Below are 19,223 nucleotides of genomic sequence, written 5' to 3' on the forward strand. Positions count from 1 at the left end.
CCTGCCACCATCGTTGGGTGACCACCGTCTCGACACGGACTGGTGAGGTTCGGGGCAAACTGCGCGATGGCGTGCACGCCTTCCGCGGAATCCCGTATGCGCAACCGCCGATCGGTCCGCTACGGTTCACGGCACCGCTGCCGCACGAACCGTGGGAGGGCGTGGTCGACGCAACCGAATTCGGCTCCGCGCCGCCGCAACCGATGCGCCTCACCACATCGGACGAGTGGCTGACCGTGAACGTGTGGACGCCGGACCCAGGCGCCTCGGGTCTGCCGGTGATGGTGTGGCTCTACGGCGGCCGGTTCACCACCGGCGCGGCTGACGAATCCTACTCGGACGGAAGCCGATTGGCCGCAGGCGGCGTGGTGGTCGTGAGCCTGAACTACCGCGTCGCCGGCGAGGGATTCATGCTGATCGACGGCGCAGTACCCAACCGTGGGCTGCTCGACCAGGTCGCCGCGCTGCGCTGGGTGCGCGACAACATCGCCGGTTTCGGGGGCGACCCCGACACCGTAACAGTGTTCGGCGAGTCTGCGGGCGCCGCATCGGTGGCAATGCTGATGGTGATGCCGTCGGCCGCCGGGCTTTTCCGCCGTGGCATCGCCGAGAGCGTGCCCAACTTCCTGTTCGGCTCCGATCTGGCCGCCGACGTCGCTGCTGCCGTCGCGGACAAGTTGGGGGTGCGCGCCACGGCAAGTGAGCTCGCGGGCGTGTCGCCGCAGGCGCTGGCTGACGCGGCGGGGGCCATCGACTACCGGGCTCGTTGGGGTTATGGCCTGGCGGTGCGCGGGTCGCATTTCGGCCCGGTGATCGACGGTGACATACTGCCGGACAGTCCTTTTCGTGCGCTGGCGGCCGGGACGGGTCGCGATATCGAGCTGCTGATCGGACACAACCGTGACGAGTACAGGATTGTTCTTGGGGGCGACGAGGTCACGCCCGAAGCTGCCCAGCGCGCGTTGAGCTCATTGCCACCGATTGCCGACGGCGCTGATGCGTACCGCTCGGGCTACCCGCATGCCGATGATCGCGAACTATACGAGTTGGTGTGTTCGGACTTCGTCTACCGGATGCCGACGCTGCACATCGCGCAGGCGCACGCAGCGGGCGGCGGCACCACGTATCTGTACGAATTCTGTTTCGACGCTTCGGCGGTCGGCGCAGCGCACACCACGGAGATGCCGATGGTGTTTGACACACTCGATTCAGAGCTAGGGTCAGCGCTGTACGGTGCGGCGCCCCAGGCTGAGTCCGTAGCGCACGAAATGAGCGCCGCGTGGCGGGCGTTCGCCACCAACGGCGATCCCGGTTGGCCGGCTTACGAGCCGGTTGTGCAGCTCACCAGAGTCTTTGATATGCAGTCACGGACGCAGCGATATCCGGAGCAAGCCTCGCAGCTGATCTGGGCGGACTACCCGTTCGACCCGTTCACGTTGGACCCTTGACCGCGAGCGTGCGGGTCTGCGCAGCGACGCGCCGCAATTCGCGTACATTTTGCGCACGCTCGGGACCCGTCAGCCCTCGATCTGGCGCTTGTTCCGCTCGGAGACGGCACGGAACTGATCGCCGAGCCCGTCGAAGTCCCGGTGCTGCGCGAACGCGATCTTCTCCTCCGCGGCCAGCCCCGGGTCGACCATAGCGGCCGCACCGGTCGTGTAAATCTCCTTGAGCCCCAACATGACTGGGCCAGACACCTCGGCGATCTGGCTGGCCAGCTCAAGCGCCCGGTCGAGCAGCCGGTCGTGCGGCACCACCTCGGTGACCAACCCGATGCGCTCGGCGCGCGCAGCGTCGACCACCTCGCCCGTCATCGACAGTCGACGCGCCATCGCGAGGCCGACGAGCTGCGGCAGTCGCGCCGTCATGCCGCCACCTGGCAGAATGCCGACGCGGGCATGCGTGTCGGCGAACACCGCACGCTCCGATGCCACCAGGAAGTCACAGCCGAGGGCCATCTCCAGGCCGCCGGTGAAGCATGCCCCGTTGATCGCGCCGATGATCGGTGTGCGCATCTTCGCGACAGCGGCGATGCAACTCTGCGAACGGAACTCCTCGAAATACTTCAGCCCGTCGCGCTGGGCCTCCTTGAGGTCGACTCCCGCGCAGAACGCCGGATCGGCACCCGTCAGGACCACCGCCCGCACGGACTCGTCCGCGTCGGATTCCGTCAGCGCCGTGTACGTCGCCCGGATCAGGTCTCGGCTCAACGCATTCCGGGCTTCAGGCCGATTCAGCGTCAGCAGCCTGACAGCGCCGTGGTCGGCGACGAGGACAAGCGATTCGGTCATGGCAGGAAATGATTGGCGGTATTCGCCAGGTCGAGCAGCGGCTGCGGCAACGCGCCCAGCGCGAACGTGACAGCCGCGGTGATCGTCACGACAGCAGTGCTCAATACGCTGGGCACCACCACCGCGGGCGCATCATCGGGCGGCTCGGTGAAGAACATCAACACGATCACCCGCACATAGAAGTACGCGGCCACCGCGCTGGCGATGACACCGATGACGACCAATGGAATCGCGCCGCCCTCACCAGCAGCCTTGAATACCGCGAACTTGCTGACAAATCCGCTGGTCAATGGGATGCCGGCAAAAGCGAGCAGGAACAGCGAAAAGACAATGCCGACAACGGGATACCGCCGACCGAGACCAGCCCACCGGGCAAGCGCAGTGTCCTCTTCGCCGGCAGGATTTCGAACCAGACCCACCACGGCGAACGCGCCGACCGTGCTGAACCCGTAGGCGAACAGATAGAACAGCGTCGACGACACGCCTGCCTCGTTCTGCGCGATGACGCCGGTGAGGATGAAGCCGGTGTGTGCCACGGCCGAATACGCCAGCATCCGCTTGACGTCGTTTTGGGTCACGGCGGTGACGGTGCCGATCACCATCGTCAGGATCGCGATCGCCCACATGACTGGCCGCCAGTCATCGTGCAGACCGGGCAGCGCGATGTAGAAGATGCGCAGCATCGCGCCGAACGCGGCGATCTTGGTGGCGGCAGCCATGAACGCGGTGATCGGGGTGGGAGCGCCCTGATACACGTCCGGAATCCAGGAGTGGAACGGCACGGCGCCGACTTTGAACAGCACGCCGACGAGCAGTAGCCCGGTACCGATCAGCGCCAGCGACGTCTTGCCGGAGCCGGCCGCCACCGCGTCGGCGATGCCGTCGAGGTTCAGCGTGCCCGCATACCCGTAGAGCATGGCGACGCCGTAAAGGAAGAACGCCGACGAAAACGCGCCGAGCAGAAAGTATTTCACCGACGCTTCCTGCGAGAGCAGCCGCCGCCTGCGGGCAAGGCCGCACAGCAGGTACAGCGGTAGCGACAGCACTTCGAGCGCGATGAACATCGTCAGCAGATCATCGGCGGCAGGAAAAATGAGCATGCCGCCGATGGCGAACATCGTCAGCGGGAACACCTCGGTCTGCATGACGCCTGCCTTGGTGGCCAGCTTCTCGACGACGCTGCCCGCGATGGCCGACGCCTGCGGGGTAAACCCATCCAGGCCAGGGCCCGGCTCCTCGTCGGCAGGCGCTGGGATGCGGCGTTCGGCGATCAGCAGGATGCCGAGCACTCCGACCAGCAGGATGGTGGCCTGAAGGAACAGGGTCGGGGCGTCGACGGCCACCGCGCCGCCAACCGCGGTTCGTCCGGGACTGCCCTTCAGGTCGCTTGTCAGTCCGACGACTGCCACAAACGCGGCGGCCAGCCCTCCGATGCTGAGCACCAACTGCGCGACGTAGCGCTGCTGGCGTGGCAGGAAAGCCTCGACGAGCACGCCGGCGACGGCCACCCCGAGCACGATCAGCATGGGGGACAGCAGGCCGTATTCGACGCTGGGGGTAGGTAGGTTCATCGTGCCGGCCCTTCCGCCATCTTCGGTGCCGGGTCAGGCTGGTTGATAGTGGTCAGCGTGTGACTGACCGCCGGGTTGATCACATCGAGAGCCGGTTTCGGATACACGCCGAGCAGCAGCAGTAGCGCGATAAGCGGTGCGACGACCAGGATTTCGCGCGGCACCAAGTCGCGCAACCGATCGTTGTCCTCCTTGATCGGGCCGCCCATCATCCGCTGGTAGGCCCAGAGGATGTAGAGCGCCGAGAGCACAAGGGCCAACGAGGCGAACACCGCGAACGCCGGATAGCGGGTGAATGTTCCAATCAGCACCAGGAATTCGCTGATGAACGGGGCCAGACCGGGCAGCGACAACGTCGCGAGACCAGCCACCAGGAACGTACCGGCCAGCACCGGCGCAACCTTCTGCACACCGCCGTAGGCGTTGATCAGGCGAGTGCCCCTGCGCGACACCAGGAATCCGGCGATCAGGAACAGCGCCGCGGTCGAGATGCCGTGGTTGACCATGTACAGCGTCGACCCGGATTGGCCCTGGCTGGTCATCACGAAGATACCGAGGATGATGAAGCCGAAGTGCGAGATCGACGTGTAGGCGATCAGTCGCATCACGTCGACCTGACCGATCGCGACGATCGCGCCGTAGACGATGCCGATCACGGCCAGTGTGATGATCAGTGGCCGGAAATACGTTGACGCGTCAGGGAACAACTGCAGGCAGTAGCGCAGCATGCCGAACGTGCCGACCTTGTCCATGACGGCCATCATGAGCACGGCGCTGGCCGGGGTGGCCTCTACCGCGGCGTCGGGCAACCATCGATGGAACGGCCAGAGCGGCGCCTTGACCGCGAAGGCGAACATGAACCCGCCGAACAACAGGTTCATCACCGCCGGGCTCATCACAAACTGGCCGCTGGACACCGCGGTGACGATCGCGCGGAAGTCGAACGTGCCCCCTGCGAACGCGTCACTCTGCGCGGTCACCACGTATAGGCCGATTACCGCGGCGAGCATGATCAGCCCGCCAAACAGGTTGTACAGCAGGAACTTCACCGCTGCCTTAGAACGGTTCTCGCCGCCGAACCCGCCGATCAGGAAGTACATCGGGATCAGCATGGCCTCGAAGAACACGTAGAACAGCAGCACGTCCAGCGAGACGAGCGACATCAGCACCATGCCCTCGACGGCCAGCGTCAGTGCGAAGTACGTGTGCACCGATCGTCCCGCCCAGCCGATCTGGTCGCTGGCGTCGTTCCAGCCCGCGATGATCAGCAGTGGCACCAGGACGGCGGTGAGCACCACGATGGCAAGCGCGATGCCGTCGACGCCCAGGATGTAGCCGGTCCCGAAAGACGGGATCCACTTGTGGTTTTCGACGAACTGGTACTGATCGCCGCCCGGCCTGAAGCCGACCGCGACCACCAGCGTCACCGCGAGCACGGCCAACGAGGTCACCAGTGCGAGCCACTTGGCCATGACGCGTTGCGCTGCGGGCAGCACCATCACCAGTGCCGCACCGAGCATCGGGATCGCCCACAGGATCGTGAGCCACGGGATAGACGTCACCACAGCTGCACCGCCAGGATCGCGGCGACCACAAGGGCCGCACCGGCCAACATCGACAGGGCGTACGAGCGGGCGAATCCGGTTTGCAATTGCCGGAATCCGTCCGAGATTCGGCCGACGATGGCGGCCAGTCCGTTGGCGGCGCCGTCGACCGCGTCGTCGTCGATCTCGACGAGTCCCTCGGTGAGCTGCCAACCGGGCCGCATGAACACCCGCTCGTTGAAGGCGTCCCCGTAGAGATCCCGGCGGGCCGCAACGGTGAGTGCCGAACCCGCCGGCACCCCTTCGGGCACCGGGCGCCCGGCGTACATGCGGTACGCGAGCGCGATTCCGACGGCGACCACAACGAGAATCACCGTGGTGGCCACCCACACCGGCGTCGCGTGTGCCTCCTCATGCGCGCCGACGACCGGTTCGAGCCAATGCTGCAGGGTGCCGCCGATCGCGAAAAAGCCGCCGGAGAACACCGAGCCGACGGCCAACAGGATCATCGGCCACGTCATGACGGCGGGTGACTCGTGCGGGTGAACGTCGTCAGCCCAACGCTTTTCGCCGAAGAACGTCATCAGCATCACGCGGGTCATGTAGAACGCGGTGATGCCTGCGCCGAGGATCGCGGCGGCACCGAGGATCGGGCCTTTGATTCCGCCGCTGCCAAGCGCGGCCTCGATGATGCCGTCCTTGGAGAAGAAGCCGGCCAGCGGCGGGACGCCGATGATCGCGAGGTAGCCGAGCCCGAATGTCGCGAACGTGATCGGCAGCGCCTTGCGCAGGCCGCCGTAGCGGCGCATGTTCACCTCGTCGTTCATGGCGTGCATGACCGAGCCGGCGCCGAGGAACAGGCCGGCCTTGAAGAAGCCGTGGGTGAGCAGGTGCATGATCGCGAACGCGTAGCCGGCGGGGCCGAGGCCTGCGGCCAGCACCATGTAGCCGATCTGCGACATGGTCGAGGCGGCAAGCGCCTTTTTGATGTCGTCCTTGGCGCAGCCGACGATTGCGCCGAACAACAACGTCACCGCGCCGACGATCACGACGCCCAGCTGGGCGTTGGGCGCCAAGTTGAATACCGGACCCGACCGCACAATCAGGTACACGCCAGCGGTGACCATGGTGGCGGCGTGGATGAGCGCGGACACCGGCGTCGGGCCCTCCATCGCGTCGCCGAGCCAGGACTGCAGCGGCACCTGTGCCGACTTGCCGCACGCGGCGAGCAACAGCAATAAGCCGATCGCGGTCAGTACGCCTTCACTGAGCTTCGGTGCGGCCGAGAAGACTCCCGCGTAAGAGATCGACCCGATGTAGGCGAACATCACCATCAGCGCGATGGCAAGCCCCATGTCGCCGACGCGGTTGACCACAAAGGCCTTCTTGGCCGCCGTTGCCGCGGTGGGCTTGTGCTGCCAGAAGCCGATCAGCAGGTAGGACGCCAGGCCGACGCCTTCCCACCCGACGTACAGTCCGAGGTAGTTGTCGGCGAGCACCAGTAGCAGCATCGCGGCGAGGAACAGATTGAGGTAAGCGAAAAACCGTCTGCGCTCAGGATCTACGGCCATGTAGCCGATCGAGTAGATGTGGATCAGCGAGCCGACGCCGGTGATCAGCAGCACGAAGCACATCGAGAGTGCGTCGAGTTGCAGGCCAAAGTCCACCTGCAGTCGAGCCACCGGCACCCAGGAGAACAGGGCCTGGTGAACCACCCGGTCTTCTGCATGGCGGCCGAGCATGTCGACGAAAAGCACGGCGCCCGCACCGAACGAGGACAGCGAGGCCAGGCAGCCCAGCAGGTGACCCCAGCTGTTGGTTCGTCTGCCTGCGAGCAGAAGGATGGCGGCCCCCGCCAGTGGGAGGGCGATCACCAGCCACACAAGAGTTGTCATGGCAGCCTTAGTGTTTCAGCAGACTGGCTTCGTCGACCGAAGCCGACCGGCGGGTGCGGAAGATGGTCATGATGATCGCGAGCCCGACTACGACCTCACATGCGGCCACCACCATGGTGAAGAACGCCACCACTTGGCCGTCCAGATGGCCGTGCATGCGCGAGAACGCGACGAACGCGAGGTTCGCTGCGTTGAGCATCAGCTCCACGCACATGAACATCACGATTGCATTGCGGCGCAACAGCACTCCTGCCGCGCCGATGGTGAACAACAGCGCCGACAGGTAGAGGTAGTTGTCGGGATTCATTCGTTACCCGCACTGCCGTTGGTCTGACTGACGGTGCGCTTCTGCAGGATCGGGCTTACGGACAGCTCTGAGGCAGACCCGTCAGGAAGTCGGGCGGCGATGTCGACGGCGTTGTTGCGGGCATACACACCGGGATTGGGCAGCGTGGTGGGGTGTCCCCCGGGCATGAAACGTTCCTGCGCCAGCTCCCGTTGGGTCTTGCGTCGCTCGAACCGCTCGCGGTGCGCCAGCACCATCGCGCCGAGGGCGGCGGTGATCAGCAGCGCGCCGGTCAGTTCGAACGCCCACAGGTACTTGGTGAAGATCAGCACCGCCAGTCCCTGGACGTTGCCGCCGGCGTTGGCCTCCGCGAGCCCGGTGTAGCCGTTCACCGAAACGCTGCCGATACCTGCGATGACAAGAACGCCGAAGCCCAGCCCGACGACGATCGCCGCAACGCGTTGTCCCCGAATGGTTTCGACAAGCGATTCAGAGGAGTCGACGCCGATGAGCATCAGCACGAACAGAAAGAGCATCATCACCGCGCCGGTGTACACCACCACCTGCACGACGCCGAGGAACAGCGCACCCTGCGCGATGTAGAAGACCGCCAGCACGATCATGGTGGTGGCAAGGAACATCGCGGAGTACACCGCCTTCGGCGCGGACACCACGCCGATTGCGCCGAGCACCGCGACCGTCCCCAGCACCCAGAACAGCACTGCTTCCGTCGTGGAGGTGTGCCCTGCGGCTTCCGTGGGGAGCGCGGCGACGAACTCGACCGTCACTTGGCATCCTCTTTGACGGCTTCTGCTCCCTGCGTGCCCGAAATCGGCTTGATGTTGCCCCGGTAGTAGTCCTCGTCGGTGCTTCCTGGGGCCATCTCGTGGGGCGGTGCCAGCATTCCTGGCTGCATCGGCGCGAGCAGCTTGTCCTTGCCCCAGATGAGGTCGGCGCGGTTGTCGTCGGCCATCTCGTATTCGTTGGTCATCGTGAGCGCACGTGTCGGGCATGCCTCGATGCACAACCCGCAGCCGATGCACCGCAGATAGTTGATCTGGTAGACGCGGCCATAGCGTTCACCGGGCGAGAACCGTTCTTCTGCAGTGTTGTCCGCGCCCTCGACGTAGATGGCGTCGGCCGGGCAGGCCCATGCGCACAACTCACAGCCGATGCATTTCTCCAGCCCGTCGGGATACCGGTTGAGTTGATGCCGGCCGTGGTAGCGCTTTGCGACGGGGCCGGGCTTCTCGGGGTACTGCTCGGTGAGCCGCTTCTTGAACATGGTGGAGAACGTGACCCCGAAGCCGGCGATCGCATCCAGGAACTTAGGCATTTGACTTCTCCTTTGGCGCAATCTCCTTGGCCGCCGTCGGTAGCGGCGGCACTGGGAACGCGCCCGAATCAACGGCTTGCGCGGGAAGCTTTGCTGCGGTTCTCGACCGTAGCGATCTGGCCAACAGGAACAGGATGACCAGTGCTACGACGGTGCCGACGGTGATCAGCGCCGTCGTCAGTTGGTCATACCCCTGATTACGCAGCGCGCGCGTGCTGGAGACGATCATGATCCACACCAGGGAGACCGGAATCAGCACCTTCCAGCCCAGGCCCATGAATTGGTCGTAGCGCATTCGGGGCAAGGTGGCACGCAACCAGAAGAAGAAGAACATGAAGGTCCAGACCTTCGCGACGAACCACAGCAGCGGCCACCAACCGTGGTTCGCGCCTTCCCACATGTTGATCGGCCACGGGGCGTGCCACCCGCCGAGGAACAACGTCGTGGCCAGCGCCGAAACCGTTGTCATGTTGACGTACTCGGCGAGCATGAACATCGCGAATTTGATCGACGAGTACTCGGTGTGGAATCCACCGACCAACTCGCCTTCGGCCTCGGGCAGATCGAAAGGGGCTCGGTTGGTTTCGCCGACCATCGACGTGAGGTAGACCAGGAACGACGGCAGCAGCGGGAAGATGTACCACAGGCCCTGCTGTGAGGCGACGATCCCAGAGGTCGACATCGTGCCCGCGTAGATGAAGACCGCCGCGAACGACAGAGCCATCGCGATCTCGTAGGAGATCACCTGGGCGCTCGATCGCAGCCCACCGAGCAGTGGGTAGGTGGAGCCGGATGCCCACCCCGCCAACACGATTCCGTACACCCCGATGGATGTCGCGGCAAGAACATAGAGCACCGCGACCGGCATGTCGGTCAGCTGCAGCGCGGTCCGATGTCCGAAGACGGACACCGCGCCGCCCATCGGGATGACGGCAAACGCGATGAACGCGGGCACTACCGAGATGACCGGCGCTGCAAGGTAAATGAACTTGTCCACTCCCGCGGGGATGAGGCCCTCTTTGAGGGCCAGCTTGACGCCGTCGACCAGAGATTGCAACAGCCCCCACGGGCCGACGCGATTGGGGCCAGGCCGCATCTGCATCCAGCCGAGGAGCTTGCGCTCGATCAGAATCGCGATCAGCACGGACAACATGAGGTACACGAAGACCAAGAGCGCCTTGACGATGATCAGCCACCACGGATCATGGCCGAACAGTGTGGGATCCGGATATGTCATCGCTCTGCCCGTCCGATTGATACGGCGGAACCCGCCGTCACGCCGAGTTGCGGATATACCGCCGAACCGGGGGAGTTGAGCGGCAACCACACGGTGTCGTCGACCATCTCCGTGATCGCCAGCGGCAGGGTGATAGTGCCGCGATCACTGCTCACTGTGACCAGATCGCCATCGGCTGCGCCGATTCCGGCGGCGGTGGCCGCTGACAACCGCGCGACGGGCGGCCGCGCGGTGCCGGCAAGATGCGGTTCGCCATCCTGTAGCCGTCCCGCGTCGAGCAGCATGCGCCAGCTCGCCAGCACGGCTTGTCCGTTGCCCGGGGCTGCTGGCGGCGCCGGTGTCTCCTGCGGGGAAGCGGTTCGCTGCCCTGCCCACAGACCCAGGCGCGCCATCTCGTCGCCTGCGACCCATGCGGACGCCATGTTCAGGTCGATCCCGAGCTCGTCGGACAGGAATGCCAGCACCCGCAAGTCCGGTAAAGCGTTGGTCTGCAGCGACGGCGCGAATGGGCGAATTCGCCCCTCCCAGTTCATGAAAGAGCCTGCCTTCTCCACGACCGGCGCGACGGGGAACACGACGTCGGCCAGACAGGTGACGGCGCTTTCTCGTAGCTCGAGGCTGACCACGAACGGCGCAGCGTCGATCGCGGTCAGTGCCGCGTCCGGGTCGGGCAGGTCGGCGAGCTCAACACCGCCGATGAGGAGTGCGCCGAGTTCACCGCTTCGCGCCGCGTCGAGGATGCCCGCGGTGTCACGGCCCGGGGTCGACGGCAGGTCGCCGAAATTCCAGCCGGCGGCAGTCTGTTCGCGGGCCGATGCGTCGCTGACGGGTCGGCCGCCAGGCAGCAGCCCGGGTAGCGCACCAGCTTCCAACGCGCCGCGCTCTCCGGCCCGTCGGGGAATCCATGCCAGTCGGGCACCGGTTGCCGCGGCCAATTTTGCTGCGGCAGAAAGCGCTCCTGGAGACGTGGCCAGCCGCTCGCCGACGAGGATGATGGCACCCGGCATCCTCAGCTGCGCATCGTCGGCGAGGTTCTCCAGGGCGGCAGCCTCGCCGCCCGGCGTCGTCGCGATCAGCTCTCCGCGCATCTTGGTCAGGGCACGGGTGGCAAAGGGCGCTATCGCCTTGACCTGCACGCCGTTCTTGCGGACTGCCTTGCGCAGTCGCAGGAAGACGATGGGCGATTCCTCTTCGGGTTCGAAACCTGCAAGCAGCACCGACGGCGCCTTCTCCAGGTCGGCGTAGGTCACCGCCATCGGTTGGCCCGCGACATGCGCGGCGAGGAAATCAGCTTCCTCGGCGCTGTGCGGGCGGGCGCGGAAGTCGATGTCGTTGGTGCCCAACACCATTCGGGCGAACTTCGCGTATGCGTAGGCATCTTCGACGGTTACCCGACCGCCGACGAGCACCCCGGTGCTGCCGTATGCCGCTGACAGGCCGGCGCTCGCGACGGCAAGGGCTTCCGACCAGGAGGCCGGTCGCAACTTACCGTCTTCGTCGCGGATCAGCGGAGTGGTCACGCGATCACCCTGGGTGGTGTAGGTGAACGCCCACCGACCCTTGTCGCAGTTCCACTCCTCATTCACCTGCGGATCGTCACCGGCCAAGCGGCGCATCACTTTTCCGCGTCGATGGTCGGTGCGCTGAGCGCAGCCCGACGAGCAGTGCTCGCACACGCTGGGGCTGGACACCAGGTCGAACGGCCGGGCGCGGAACCGATACGCGGCACCGGTGAGCGCGCCGACGGGGCAGATCTGCACGGTGTTGCCGGAGTAGTACGACTGGAACGGCTCGCCGGGTGCGATGCCAACCTGTTGCAGCGCACCGCGTTCGAGCAGCTCGATGAATGGGTCGCCGGCGATTTGATCGGAGAAGCGCGTGCACCGTGCGCACAACACACAGCGCTCCCGGTCCAACAGCACCTCGGAGGAGATGTTGATCGGCTTGGGGAAAGTCCTCTTGACGTCCTCGAACCGCGTCTCAGGCCTGCCGTTGGACATCGCCTGGTTCTGCAGCGGGCACTCTCCGCCCTTGTCGCACACCGGGCAGTCCAGCGGATGGTTGATGAGCAGCAGCTCCATCACCCCCTGCTGCGCTTTGTCGGCGGCTTCGGAGGTGAATTGAGTGTGCACCACCATGTCTGGTGTGCACGTCGTGGTGCACGACGCCATCGGCTTGCGCTGACCCTCGACCTCGACGAGGCATTGCCTACACGCGCCCACCGGGTCCAGCAGCGGATGGTCGCAGAACCGCGGGATCTGGACGCCGATCAGTTCGGCGGCCCGAATCACCAAGGTGCCCTTGGGCACACTGACTTCGACGCCGTCGATGGTGACGGTCACCATCTCGACGGGGGTGGAGGCGCCAGCGGCGCCCGAGTCAACGGTCTGCGTCATCTAGACACCTACCTCTTCCGTGGCCATCAGCGTCGAGGCATGCGGGTCGAAAGGACATCCCCCGGACAGGTGTTCGATGTACTCTTCGCGGAAGAACTTGATCGACGACATGATCGGCGCCGCCGCACCGTCGCCCAAGGCGCAGAACGACTTTCCGAAGATGTTGTCGGAGATGTCCAGCAGCTTTTGGATGTCCTCTTCGGTACCCGCGCCGGTCTCCAGGCGTTCGTAGATCTGCGCCAGCCAGTACGTCCCCTCGCGACACGGTGTGCACTTGCCGCAGGACTCGTGGGCGTAGAACTCGGTCCAGCGGCGCACCGCGCGCACCACACAGGTGGTTTCGTCAAAGATCTGCAGCGCCTTGGTGCCGAGCATCGTGCCGACGCCTGCCATTCCTTCGTAATCCAGTGGCACGTCGAGGTGTTCGTCCGTCAGCAGCGGTGTCGAGGAACCCCCCGGCGTCCAGAACTTCAGGGAGTGGCCTGCCCGGACACCGCCCGCGTATTCGAGTAGCTCGCGCAGCGTGATACCCAGCGGCGCTTCGTATTGACCAGGATTGGTGACATGTCCGGACAGCGAGTACAGGGTGAACCCGGGTGACTTCTCCGTCCCCATCGACCGGAACCAATCGACCCCGTTGAGCAGAACCGGCGGCACACTGGCGATTGACTCCACATTGTTGACCACCGTGGGAGACGCGTAAAGCCCCGCGACCGCGGGGAACGGGGGCCGCAGCCTGGGCTGGCCGCGACGACCCTCAAGGGAATCCAGCAGCGCGGTCTCCTCACCACAGATGTAGGCGCCCGCGCCGGCATGCACGATCAGTTCCAGATCGAAGCCCGAGCCCAAGATGTCCGTGCCCAAGTAGCCGGCTTCATAGGCCTCTGCGACCGCGGCCTGCAGTCGCCGCAGCACAGGCAGGACCTCACCGCGAACGTAGATGAATGCGTGGTGCGCCCGGATCGCGTACGCCGCGATGATCACGCCCTCGACCAGGAAATGCGGCGTCGTCAACATCAGCGGAATGTCTTTACACGTACCGGGTTCCGACTCGTCGGCGTTGACAACCAGGAAGTGCGGTTTCGCGCCGGCGCCCGTGTCGTCCTGCGGGATGAACGACCACTTGGTGCCGGTCGGGAAGCCGGCGCCGCCGCGGCCGCGCAGACCCGAATCCTTCACCCTGGCGATGACGTCGTCGGGGGTCATGCCGAGCGCGCGCTCGAGCGCCTTGTACCCGTCATGGCGGCGATAGGTTTCCATCGACCATGCTTCGGGTTCGTCCCAGAACCGGCTCAACACCGGAGTCAGTTGCGTCATGTCTTCGATTCCGTTGCGTCCGGGTCGGTTTCGGGCTCCTTGGGCTCGGGCGGCACGCTAGCCGATGGGTCCGGAGCCGCCTGATTCCTTGTCGCTTCCGTCGCCTCTTTGGCGTCGTCGGGGCCGTCGTGCGAATCCGTCACGGCCCCGGCGTCGGGCGCTTCCATGCCGCGTTCCCGAGCGACACGCAGCCCGGCGAGGGTAGCGTCGCCTGCCGGCCCCTGCGCGGCGGCCCTCTCCGGATCAGGCAGTCCCGCAAGAACTCTCGCGGTTTCCTTGAAGGTGCACAGCGGAGCGCCGCGGGTCGGCGTTGGCGGCTGACCCGCCCGCAACTCGTCGACGAGACCGCGTGCCGACGACGGTGTCTGGTTGTCGAAGAACTCCCAGTTGACCATCACGACTGGCGCGTAATCGCAGGCGGCATTGCACTCGACGTGCTCGAGTGTCACCCGGCCATCGTCGGTGGTCTCACCGGCGTGGATGCCCAAATGATCTTGCAGCGCTTCGAGAATCGCGTCCCCGCCCATGATTGCGCAGAGCGTATTGGTGCAGACGCCGACCAGGTACTCGCCTGTGGGCGTGCGCCGGTACATCGAATAGAACGTGGCGACGGCGGTGACTTCAGCGTCGGTCAATCCCAGCTGTGCCGCGCAGAACGCAATGCCTGCCGAGGTGAGGCAGCCGTCCTCGGACTGCACAAGGTGCAGCAACGGCAGCAACGCCGACCTGCCCTGCGGATACTTGGCGATCACCTTTTCGGCATCGGCGGCCAGCCGTGCTTCGACGTCGGCCGAATAGGTCTTGGCACCGTGGATCGGCGGGCCGGGCTCGTCTGGCCGCTGACCCAGTTCGATGAAGATGCTCACCTATCAACCCCACCCATTACCGGGTCGATCGACGCCACCGCGGTGATCGCATCGGCGACCATGCCGCCTTCGCACATTGCGGCGACGGCCTGCAGATTGTTGAACGAGGGATCTCGGTAGTGCACCCGATACGGTCGGGTGCCGCCGTCGGAGACCATGTGCACGCCGAGCTCACCGCGCGGCGACTCGACTGCGACATACACCTGACCCGCGGGAACGCGGATGCCTTCGGTGACGAGCTTGAAGTGGTGGATGAGTCCCTCCATCGAGTGGCCCATGATCTTGGCGATGTGTTCGGGCGAGTTGCCCAGGCCGTCGGGCCCGAGCTTGAGGTCGGCCGGCCACGCCAGCTTCTTGTCGGTGATCATGACCGGGCCGGGCCGCAACTTGTCGAGGCACTGCTCGACGATTTTCAGCGACTCGTGCATCTCCTTGACCCGGATCAGGTAGCGGCCGTAGGAGTCACATGCATCGTCGGTGATGACGTCGAACTCGTAGTTCTCGTAGCCGCAATACGGCTGCGCCCTGCGCAGATCGTGGGGGAGGCCAGTGGAGCGTAGGCAGGGGCCGGTGATGCCAAGCGCCATGCAGCCGGTCAGGTCCAGGTAACCGATGCCCTGGGTGCGCGCCTTCCAGATGTAGTTCTCACTCAACAGATCTTCGAGGTCTTTCAGGCGCTTCGGCATCAGCTCGAGCATGTCGCGGATCTGTGGGACGGCTTCGTCGGGCAGATCCATTGCGACCCCGCCGGGTCGGATGTACGCGTTGTTCATCCGCAGCCCGGTGATGGTTTCGAAGATCGACAGGATCTGCTCGCGGTCGCGGAAGCCGTAGAACATTGCGCCCATGGAGCCCAGCTCCATCCCGCCGGTGGCGAGCGCGACCAGATGCGACGAGATGCGGTTGAGCTCCATCATCATCACGCGGATGACACTGGCTCGCTGCGGGATGTCCTCGGTGACGCCGAGCAGCTTCTCGACGCCGAGGCAGTACACCGTTTCGTTGAAAAGCGGTGAGAGGTAATCCATTCGGGTCACGAAGGTGACGCCTTGGGTCCAGTTGCGGAACTCCAGGTTCTTCTCGATGCCGGTGTGCAGATAGCCGATGCCCGCCCGGGCCGAGACGATCGTCTCCCCCTCGATCTCGAGGATCAGCCGCAGCACTCCGTGGGTGGAGGGGTGCTGCGGTCCCATGTTGACGACGATCCGTTCGCCGGCATGCGAAGCCGCGTTTTCCCTTGCGGCAGCAACGACTTGGTCCCAGTCCTGGCCGCCGACGACGACCACCCTGTCGGGCGGGTTGGTGGGTGCGCTCATCAGTTGTAGGCCCTCCGCTGATCGGGCGGTGGAATCTCGGCGCCGTGGTATTCCACTGGGATGCCGCCCAGCGGATAGTCCTTGCGCTGCGGGTGTCCCACCCAGTCGTCAGGCATTTCGATGCGAGTCAGGGCGGGATGGCCGTCGAAGATGATGCCGAAGAAGTCGTAGGTTTCCCGCTCATGCCAGTCGACGGTCGGATACACCCCGTATAGCGACGGAATGTGCGGGTCCTCGTCTGGCGCCGCGACTTCCACGCGGACGCGGCGATTGTGGGTGATCGACATCAGCGGGTACACCGCGTGCAGTTCGCGTCCGCTGTCGTCGGGGTAGTGCACACCGCTGACGCCCAGACACAACTCGAATCGCAGACCCGGGTCGTCCCGCAGCGTCTGGGCCACCGTGGACAGCTGCTCGCGCCGAACCTCCAGCGTCAGCTCGTCGCGGTAAACCACCACCCGCTCGATGGATGCGGCGTAGCCGTCGTCGCCGATGGCGGCGGTCAGCTTGTCGACGACATCGTCAAAATAGCCTCCGTACGGACGCGGCGAGCTGCCTGGCAACGCCACCGGACGGACCAGACGGCCGTATCCCGAGGTGTCGCCTGTGCCCTTCGCGCCGAACATGCCCCGGCGCACACCGATGACCTCGGGTGGATTGAGATCTGCCTGGTCGCCATTGTTCTCAGTCACCGCTGTCTGGTCGCCGTTGTTCTCCGTCACCGCAGCAATCCCTTGAGCTCGATTGTCGGCGTCACGGCCAACGCTGCCTGCTCGGCTTCGCGGATCGCCTCCTCGCGGTGCACGCCGAGCGGCATCTCCTGAATCTTGTCGTGCAGCTTGAGGATTGCGTGCAACAGCATCTCGGGGCGCGGCGGGCAGCCGGGCAGATAGATGTCGACGGGCACGACGTGGTCGACGCCCTGGACGATCGCGTAGTTATTGAACATCCCGCCCGACGAGGCGCACACCCCCATCGCCAGCACCCACTTGGGCTCGGCCATCTGGTCGTAGATCTGGCGAAGCACCGGCGCCATCTTCTGGCTCACGCGGCCCGCCACGATCATCAGGTCGGCCTGTCGGGGCGTCGCCGAGAACCGCTCCATGCCGAAGCGGGAGATGTCGAAGCGCGGTCCCGCCGTGGCCATCATCTCGATGGCGCAGCAGGCCAGCCCAAAGGTCGCGGGCCATAGCGAGCCCTTCCGGATGTAGCCGGCCACCTTCTCGACTGTCGACAGCAGGATTCCGCCGGGCAGCTTTTCCTCTAGTCCCATGTCAGGCCTCCCCGCCGCCACACATACGCGTAGGCCACGAACACCACGACCATGAAGAGCAGCATCTCTACCAGGGCAAACAGGCCAAGGCTGTCGAACGCGACGGCCCACGGGTAGAGGAACACGATCTCGATGTCGAAGATGATGAACAACATCGCGGTCAGGTAGTACTTGATCGGAAATCGCTGGCCTGATGCGTGGGCCGACGCCAGTTCGGGCACCGGTTCGATGCCGCACTCGTAGGCCTCTAGTTTCGACTGGTTGTAGCGCCGTGGTCCGACCAGCAGAGCAATGCCGACCGAACCGACTGCAAACGCAGCCGCAATGGCGCCAAGAACCAGTATTGGCGTGTACAAATCCATACCGAGCAAACGCTCCCTCGTGGGCTGTCGATGTGAGCTTACCCACACCCTATCGAGCTTTGAGACGGGTGCCACGCATTTTGGTTAGAGTCGCTATTAGCTGCCTGCGGCCATGTTGGCGTGCCTCGAAAAGGCAAGGGCAACAGGTTGTTTCGCGCCGTGCCTACTGCACGGGTGCACGCAGCAGAGACGCCACGGCGTCGCCCAACCGGATCGGGTCGATCGGGTGAGGGACGGCGGCCTCCGCGCGCGACCAGCTGGCCAGCCAGGCGTCGTCCGGCCGGCCGGTCAGCACCAAGATCGGCGGGCAGTCGGCAATCTCGTCCTTGAGCTGCTTGGCGATTCCCATGCCCCCGGTAGGGGTGGCCTCGCCGTCGAGAATCACCAGATCGAAACCACCCTCATCCATCTGGCGAATCACCATCGGGCCGGTCGCGACCTCGACGTAGGTCAGCTCGGGGAGGTCGGGATGCACCCGCTTGCCCAACGCCAGCTGGACCTGCTCACGGGTCCTAGGGTTGTCGCTGTAAACAAGGACCCGCAGTGCACGTTCCGCCATGCGGCCGATCGTACGGCTAGCCGGCTCTGCGAAACACGACGTCGCCGGAAATCGTCACCTTGTCGGTGAGCATCCCGATCATATTTCCGTCTACGCCGAAGTCCGTGCGATCGACGGTGGCGTGCGCAGTCAGCCTTATCGTGCCGTCGTCGACCCTTGCGACCTTGGCCCGCAGCGGCAATGGCGCGGTGGTGCCTTTCACGGTGAGTTGCGCACGCAGGTCGACGGTATCGCCGTTGACCGCCTCGGCGCCCGTCACCACCACGCTGATGTGGGGAAACCTCTCCGCGTCTAAGTAGTCGGCCGAGCGCAGGTGCTTGTCGCGCGTGCCTAGTTTGGTGTCCAGCGATGCGGTGCGGATGTCGATGCGCCCGAAAATCGTTTGGCTGTCTGTGATTTGGCCATCGCCATTGAATTCCGTGAACCGTCCCTTGACCGGGGCAAGGCCCCACATCGACTTGGCGCGAAAGCCGATTGTGGACTGGTTCGGATCGACGTTCCAGACGCCGACCGACGCGGGATCGCTGAGAAGTGCCTGTGTGCTTGGCATGTCACCTCCGCTACGACTCCAGCAGTGGGGCGATTTCTGCCGGGTCGAAGTACTCGTCGATGCGACTGATCAGACCGTTGACGCCCACCTTTATCACGATGCAGACACGCATTGAGATCGACCGGCCGTTGCGACCGTTGGCATGCAGAATGTGCTGCTGTACGAACCCGCCGTCGAAGAATCGGCGGTCGAGGATCTCGTAGCGGCGATCGGTCGTCGCGTTGACGAACCAGTCGATGACCCGCAGCGCACGTTCCCGGTCGCGGTCGCGGTCGGCAACCTTCCAGACGACGACGTCGTCGTCCCACAACTGCTCCACCGCGGCGATATCGCTGTTCTCGATCGCATGGAACAGTCGATCGGCGACGTCAGCAACTGCTTCGGTACCCGCGACGGACATATTCGTCGTCCCCCTTGACCTCAA

At 65.0% G+C, this 19,223-nt stretch carries 18 protein-coding genes and 1 pseudogene; 1 reads left to right on the forward strand and 18 read right to left on the reverse strand.

Features of this window, described 5'->3' with window-relative positions:
- Positions 1-17: 17 nt before the first annotated feature.
- The gene (locus tag MYCSM_RS07380) at positions 18-1,448 is read left to right on the forward strand and encodes a carboxylesterase/lipase family protein (protein ID WP_015305519.1); all 1,431 of its coding nucleotides are present in this window, start codon (positions 18-20) and stop codon (positions 1,446-1,448) included.
- A gap of 69 nt (positions 1,449-1,517) precedes the next feature.
- Here the strand turns inward: MYCSM_RS07380 and MYCSM_RS07385 are convergent, their stop codons facing one another.
- The 18 genes and pseudogenes from MYCSM_RS07385 to MYCSM_RS07470 form a co-directional block, all read right to left on the reverse strand.
- Complete coding sequence (locus tag MYCSM_RS07385) at positions 1,518-2,291, reverse strand: enoyl-CoA hydratase (protein ID WP_015305520.1); 774 nt, start codon at positions 2,289-2,291, stop codon at positions 1,518-1,520.
- Positions 2,288-3,862: an NADH-quinone oxidoreductase subunit NuoN gene (nuoN, locus tag MYCSM_RS07390; protein ID WP_015305521.1), complete on the reverse strand. Its 1,575-nt coding sequence runs from the start codon at positions 3,860-3,862 to the stop codon at positions 2,288-2,290. Before nuoN ends, MYCSM_RS07385 begins: the two co-directional genes overlap by 4 nt.
- On the reverse strand, positions 3,859-5,424 hold the full coding sequence (locus MYCSM_RS07395; protein WP_198345010.1) for an NADH-quinone oxidoreductase subunit M: 1,566 nt from the start codon (positions 5,422-5,424) through the stop codon (positions 3,859-3,861). The genes nuoN and MYCSM_RS07395 overlap by 4 nt, the downstream gene beginning before the upstream one ends.
- The gene (gene nuoL, locus MYCSM_RS07400; RefSeq protein ID WP_015305523.1) at positions 5,421-7,301 is read right to left on the reverse strand and encodes an NADH-quinone oxidoreductase subunit L; all 1,881 of its coding nucleotides are present in this window, start codon (positions 7,299-7,301) and stop codon (positions 5,421-5,423) included. The genes MYCSM_RS07395 and nuoL overlap by 4 nt, the downstream gene beginning before the upstream one ends.
- Before the next feature lie 7 nt (positions 7,302-7,308).
- Entirely contained in the window at positions 7,309-7,608 is a 300-nt protein-coding gene (gene nuoK / locus MYCSM_RS07405) for an NADH-quinone oxidoreductase subunit NuoK (protein ID WP_015305524.1), read from the reverse strand.
- The gene (locus MYCSM_RS07410) at positions 7,605-8,375 is read right to left on the reverse strand and encodes an NADH-quinone oxidoreductase subunit J (protein ID WP_015305525.1); all 771 of its coding nucleotides are present in this window, start codon (positions 8,373-8,375) and stop codon (positions 7,605-7,607) included. Before MYCSM_RS07410 ends, nuoK begins: the two co-directional genes overlap by 4 nt.
- Positions 8,372-8,932: pseudogene (nuoI, locus tag MYCSM_RS07415) on the reverse strand (NADH-quinone oxidoreductase subunit NuoI); the annotation flags it as partial. The gene MYCSM_RS07410 and the pseudogene nuoI, both read right to left, overlap by 4 nt.
- The gene (nuoH, locus tag MYCSM_RS07420; protein WP_015305527.1) at positions 8,916-10,160 is read right to left on the reverse strand and encodes an NADH-quinone oxidoreductase subunit NuoH; all 1,245 of its coding nucleotides are present in this window, start codon (positions 10,158-10,160) and stop codon (positions 8,916-8,918) included. The pseudogene nuoI and the gene nuoH, both read right to left, overlap by 17 nt.
- On the reverse strand, positions 10,157-12,556 hold the full coding sequence (locus MYCSM_RS07425) for an NADH-quinone oxidoreductase subunit G (protein WP_015305528.1): 2,400 nt from the start codon (positions 12,554-12,556) through the stop codon (positions 10,157-10,159). The genes nuoH and MYCSM_RS07425 overlap by 4 nt, the downstream gene beginning before the upstream one ends.
- Entirely contained in the window at positions 12,557-13,873 is a 1,317-nt protein-coding gene (nuoF, locus tag MYCSM_RS07430; RefSeq protein WP_015305529.1) for an NADH-quinone oxidoreductase subunit NuoF, read from the reverse strand.
- Positions 13,870-14,739, reverse strand: coding sequence for an NADH-quinone oxidoreductase subunit NuoE (nuoE, locus tag MYCSM_RS07435; protein ID WP_015305530.1), 870 nt, complete (start codon positions 14,737-14,739; stop codon positions 13,870-13,872). The genes nuoF and nuoE overlap by 4 nt, the downstream gene beginning before the upstream one ends.
- The gene (nuoD, locus tag MYCSM_RS07440) at positions 14,736-16,055 is read right to left on the reverse strand and encodes an NADH dehydrogenase (quinone) subunit D (protein ID WP_015305531.1); all 1,320 of its coding nucleotides are present in this window, start codon (positions 16,053-16,055) and stop codon (positions 14,736-14,738) included. Before nuoD ends, nuoE begins: the two co-directional genes overlap by 4 nt.
- Complete coding sequence (locus MYCSM_RS07445) at positions 16,055-16,747, reverse strand: NADH-quinone oxidoreductase subunit C (protein WP_041313439.1); 693 nt, start codon at positions 16,745-16,747, stop codon at positions 16,055-16,057. Before MYCSM_RS07445 ends, nuoD begins: the two co-directional genes overlap by 1 nt.
- 26 nt (positions 16,748-16,773) lie before the next feature.
- A complete protein-coding gene (locus MYCSM_RS07450; RefSeq protein ID WP_015305533.1) occupies positions 16,774-17,328 on the reverse strand; it encodes a NuoB/complex I 20 kDa subunit family protein in 555 nt (184 codons plus the stop codon).
- Positions 17,319-17,690 carry an NADH-quinone oxidoreductase subunit A gene (locus MYCSM_RS07455; protein ID WP_015305534.1) on the reverse strand — a complete coding sequence of 124 codons (372 nt, stop codon included), beginning with the start codon at positions 17,688-17,690 and terminating at the stop codon, positions 17,319-17,321. Before MYCSM_RS07455 ends, MYCSM_RS07450 begins: the two co-directional genes overlap by 10 nt.
- A gap of 163 nt (positions 17,691-17,853) precedes the next feature.
- Positions 17,854-18,249, reverse strand: coding sequence for an Rv3143 family two-component system response regulator (locus tag MYCSM_RS07460; RefSeq protein WP_015305535.1), 396 nt, complete (start codon positions 18,247-18,249; stop codon positions 17,854-17,856).
- A 16-nt stretch (positions 18,250-18,265) separates the two neighbouring features.
- Complete coding sequence (locus MYCSM_RS07465) at positions 18,266-18,799, reverse strand: YceI family protein (RefSeq protein WP_015305536.1); 534 nt, start codon at positions 18,797-18,799, stop codon at positions 18,266-18,268.
- Positions 18,800-18,809: 10 nt separating this feature from the next.
- Positions 18,810-19,199 (reverse strand): nuclear transport factor 2 family protein, encoded by a 390-nt coding sequence (locus MYCSM_RS07470; protein ID WP_015305537.1) that lies wholly within the window; start codon positions 19,197-19,199, stop codon positions 18,810-18,812.
- Positions 19,200-19,223 lie beyond the last annotated feature (24 nt).

This window comes from Mycobacterium sp. JS623 (genome assembly GCF_000328565.1).
GTDB lineage: Bacteria > Actinomycetota > Actinomycetes > Mycobacteriales > Mycobacteriaceae > Mycobacterium.

Excerpts from the sequence above, each read along its gene's own strand:
- MYCSM_RS07385 (WP_015305520.1), bottom strand. The coding sequence starts at position 2,291 with ATGACCGAATCGCTTGTCCTCGTCGCCGACCACGGCGCTGTCAGGCTG.
- nuoN (WP_015305521.1), bottom strand. The coding sequence starts at position 3,862 with ATGAACCTACCTACCCCCAGCGTCGAATACGGCCTGCTGTCCCCCATG.
- nuoL (WP_015305523.1), bottom strand. The coding sequence starts at position 7,301 with ATGACAACTCTTGTGTGGCTGGTGATCGCCCTCCCACTGGCGGGGGCC.
- nuoK (WP_015305524.1), bottom strand. The coding sequence starts at position 7,608 with ATGAATCCCGACAACTACCTCTACCTGTCGGCGCTGTTGTTCACCATC.
- nuoH (WP_015305527.1), bottom strand. The coding sequence starts at position 10,160 with ATGACATATCCGGATCCCACACTGTTCGGCCATGATCCGTGGTGGCTG.
- MYCSM_RS07425 (WP_015305528.1), bottom strand. The coding sequence starts at position 12,556 with ATGACGCAGACCGTTGACTCGGGCGCCGCTGGCGCCTCCACCCCCGTC.
- nuoF (WP_015305529.1), bottom strand. The coding sequence starts at position 13,873 with ATGACGCAACTGACTCCGGTGTTGAGCCGGTTCTGGGACGAACCCGAA.
- nuoD (WP_015305531.1), bottom strand. The coding sequence starts at position 16,055 with ATGAGCGCACCCACCAACCCGCCCGACAGGGTGGTCGTCGTCGGCGGC.
- MYCSM_RS07450 (WP_015305533.1), bottom strand. The coding sequence starts at position 17,328 with ATGGGACTAGAGGAAAAGCTGCCCGGCGGAATCCTGCTGTCGACAGTC.
- MYCSM_RS07455 (WP_015305534.1), bottom strand. The coding sequence starts at position 17,690 with ATGGATTTGTACACGCCAATACTGGTTCTTGGCGCCATTGCGGCTGCG.
- MYCSM_RS07460 (WP_015305535.1), bottom strand. The coding sequence starts at position 18,249 with ATGGCGGAACGTGCACTGCGGGTCCTTGTTTACAGCGACAACCCTAGG.
- MYCSM_RS07465 (WP_015305536.1), bottom strand. The coding sequence starts at position 18,799 with ATGCCAAGCACACAGGCACTTCTCAGCGATCCCGCGTCGGTCGGCGTC.
- MYCSM_RS07470 (WP_015305537.1), bottom strand. The coding sequence starts at position 19,199 with ATGTCCGTCGCGGGTACCGAAGCAGTTGCTGACGTCGCCGATCGACTG.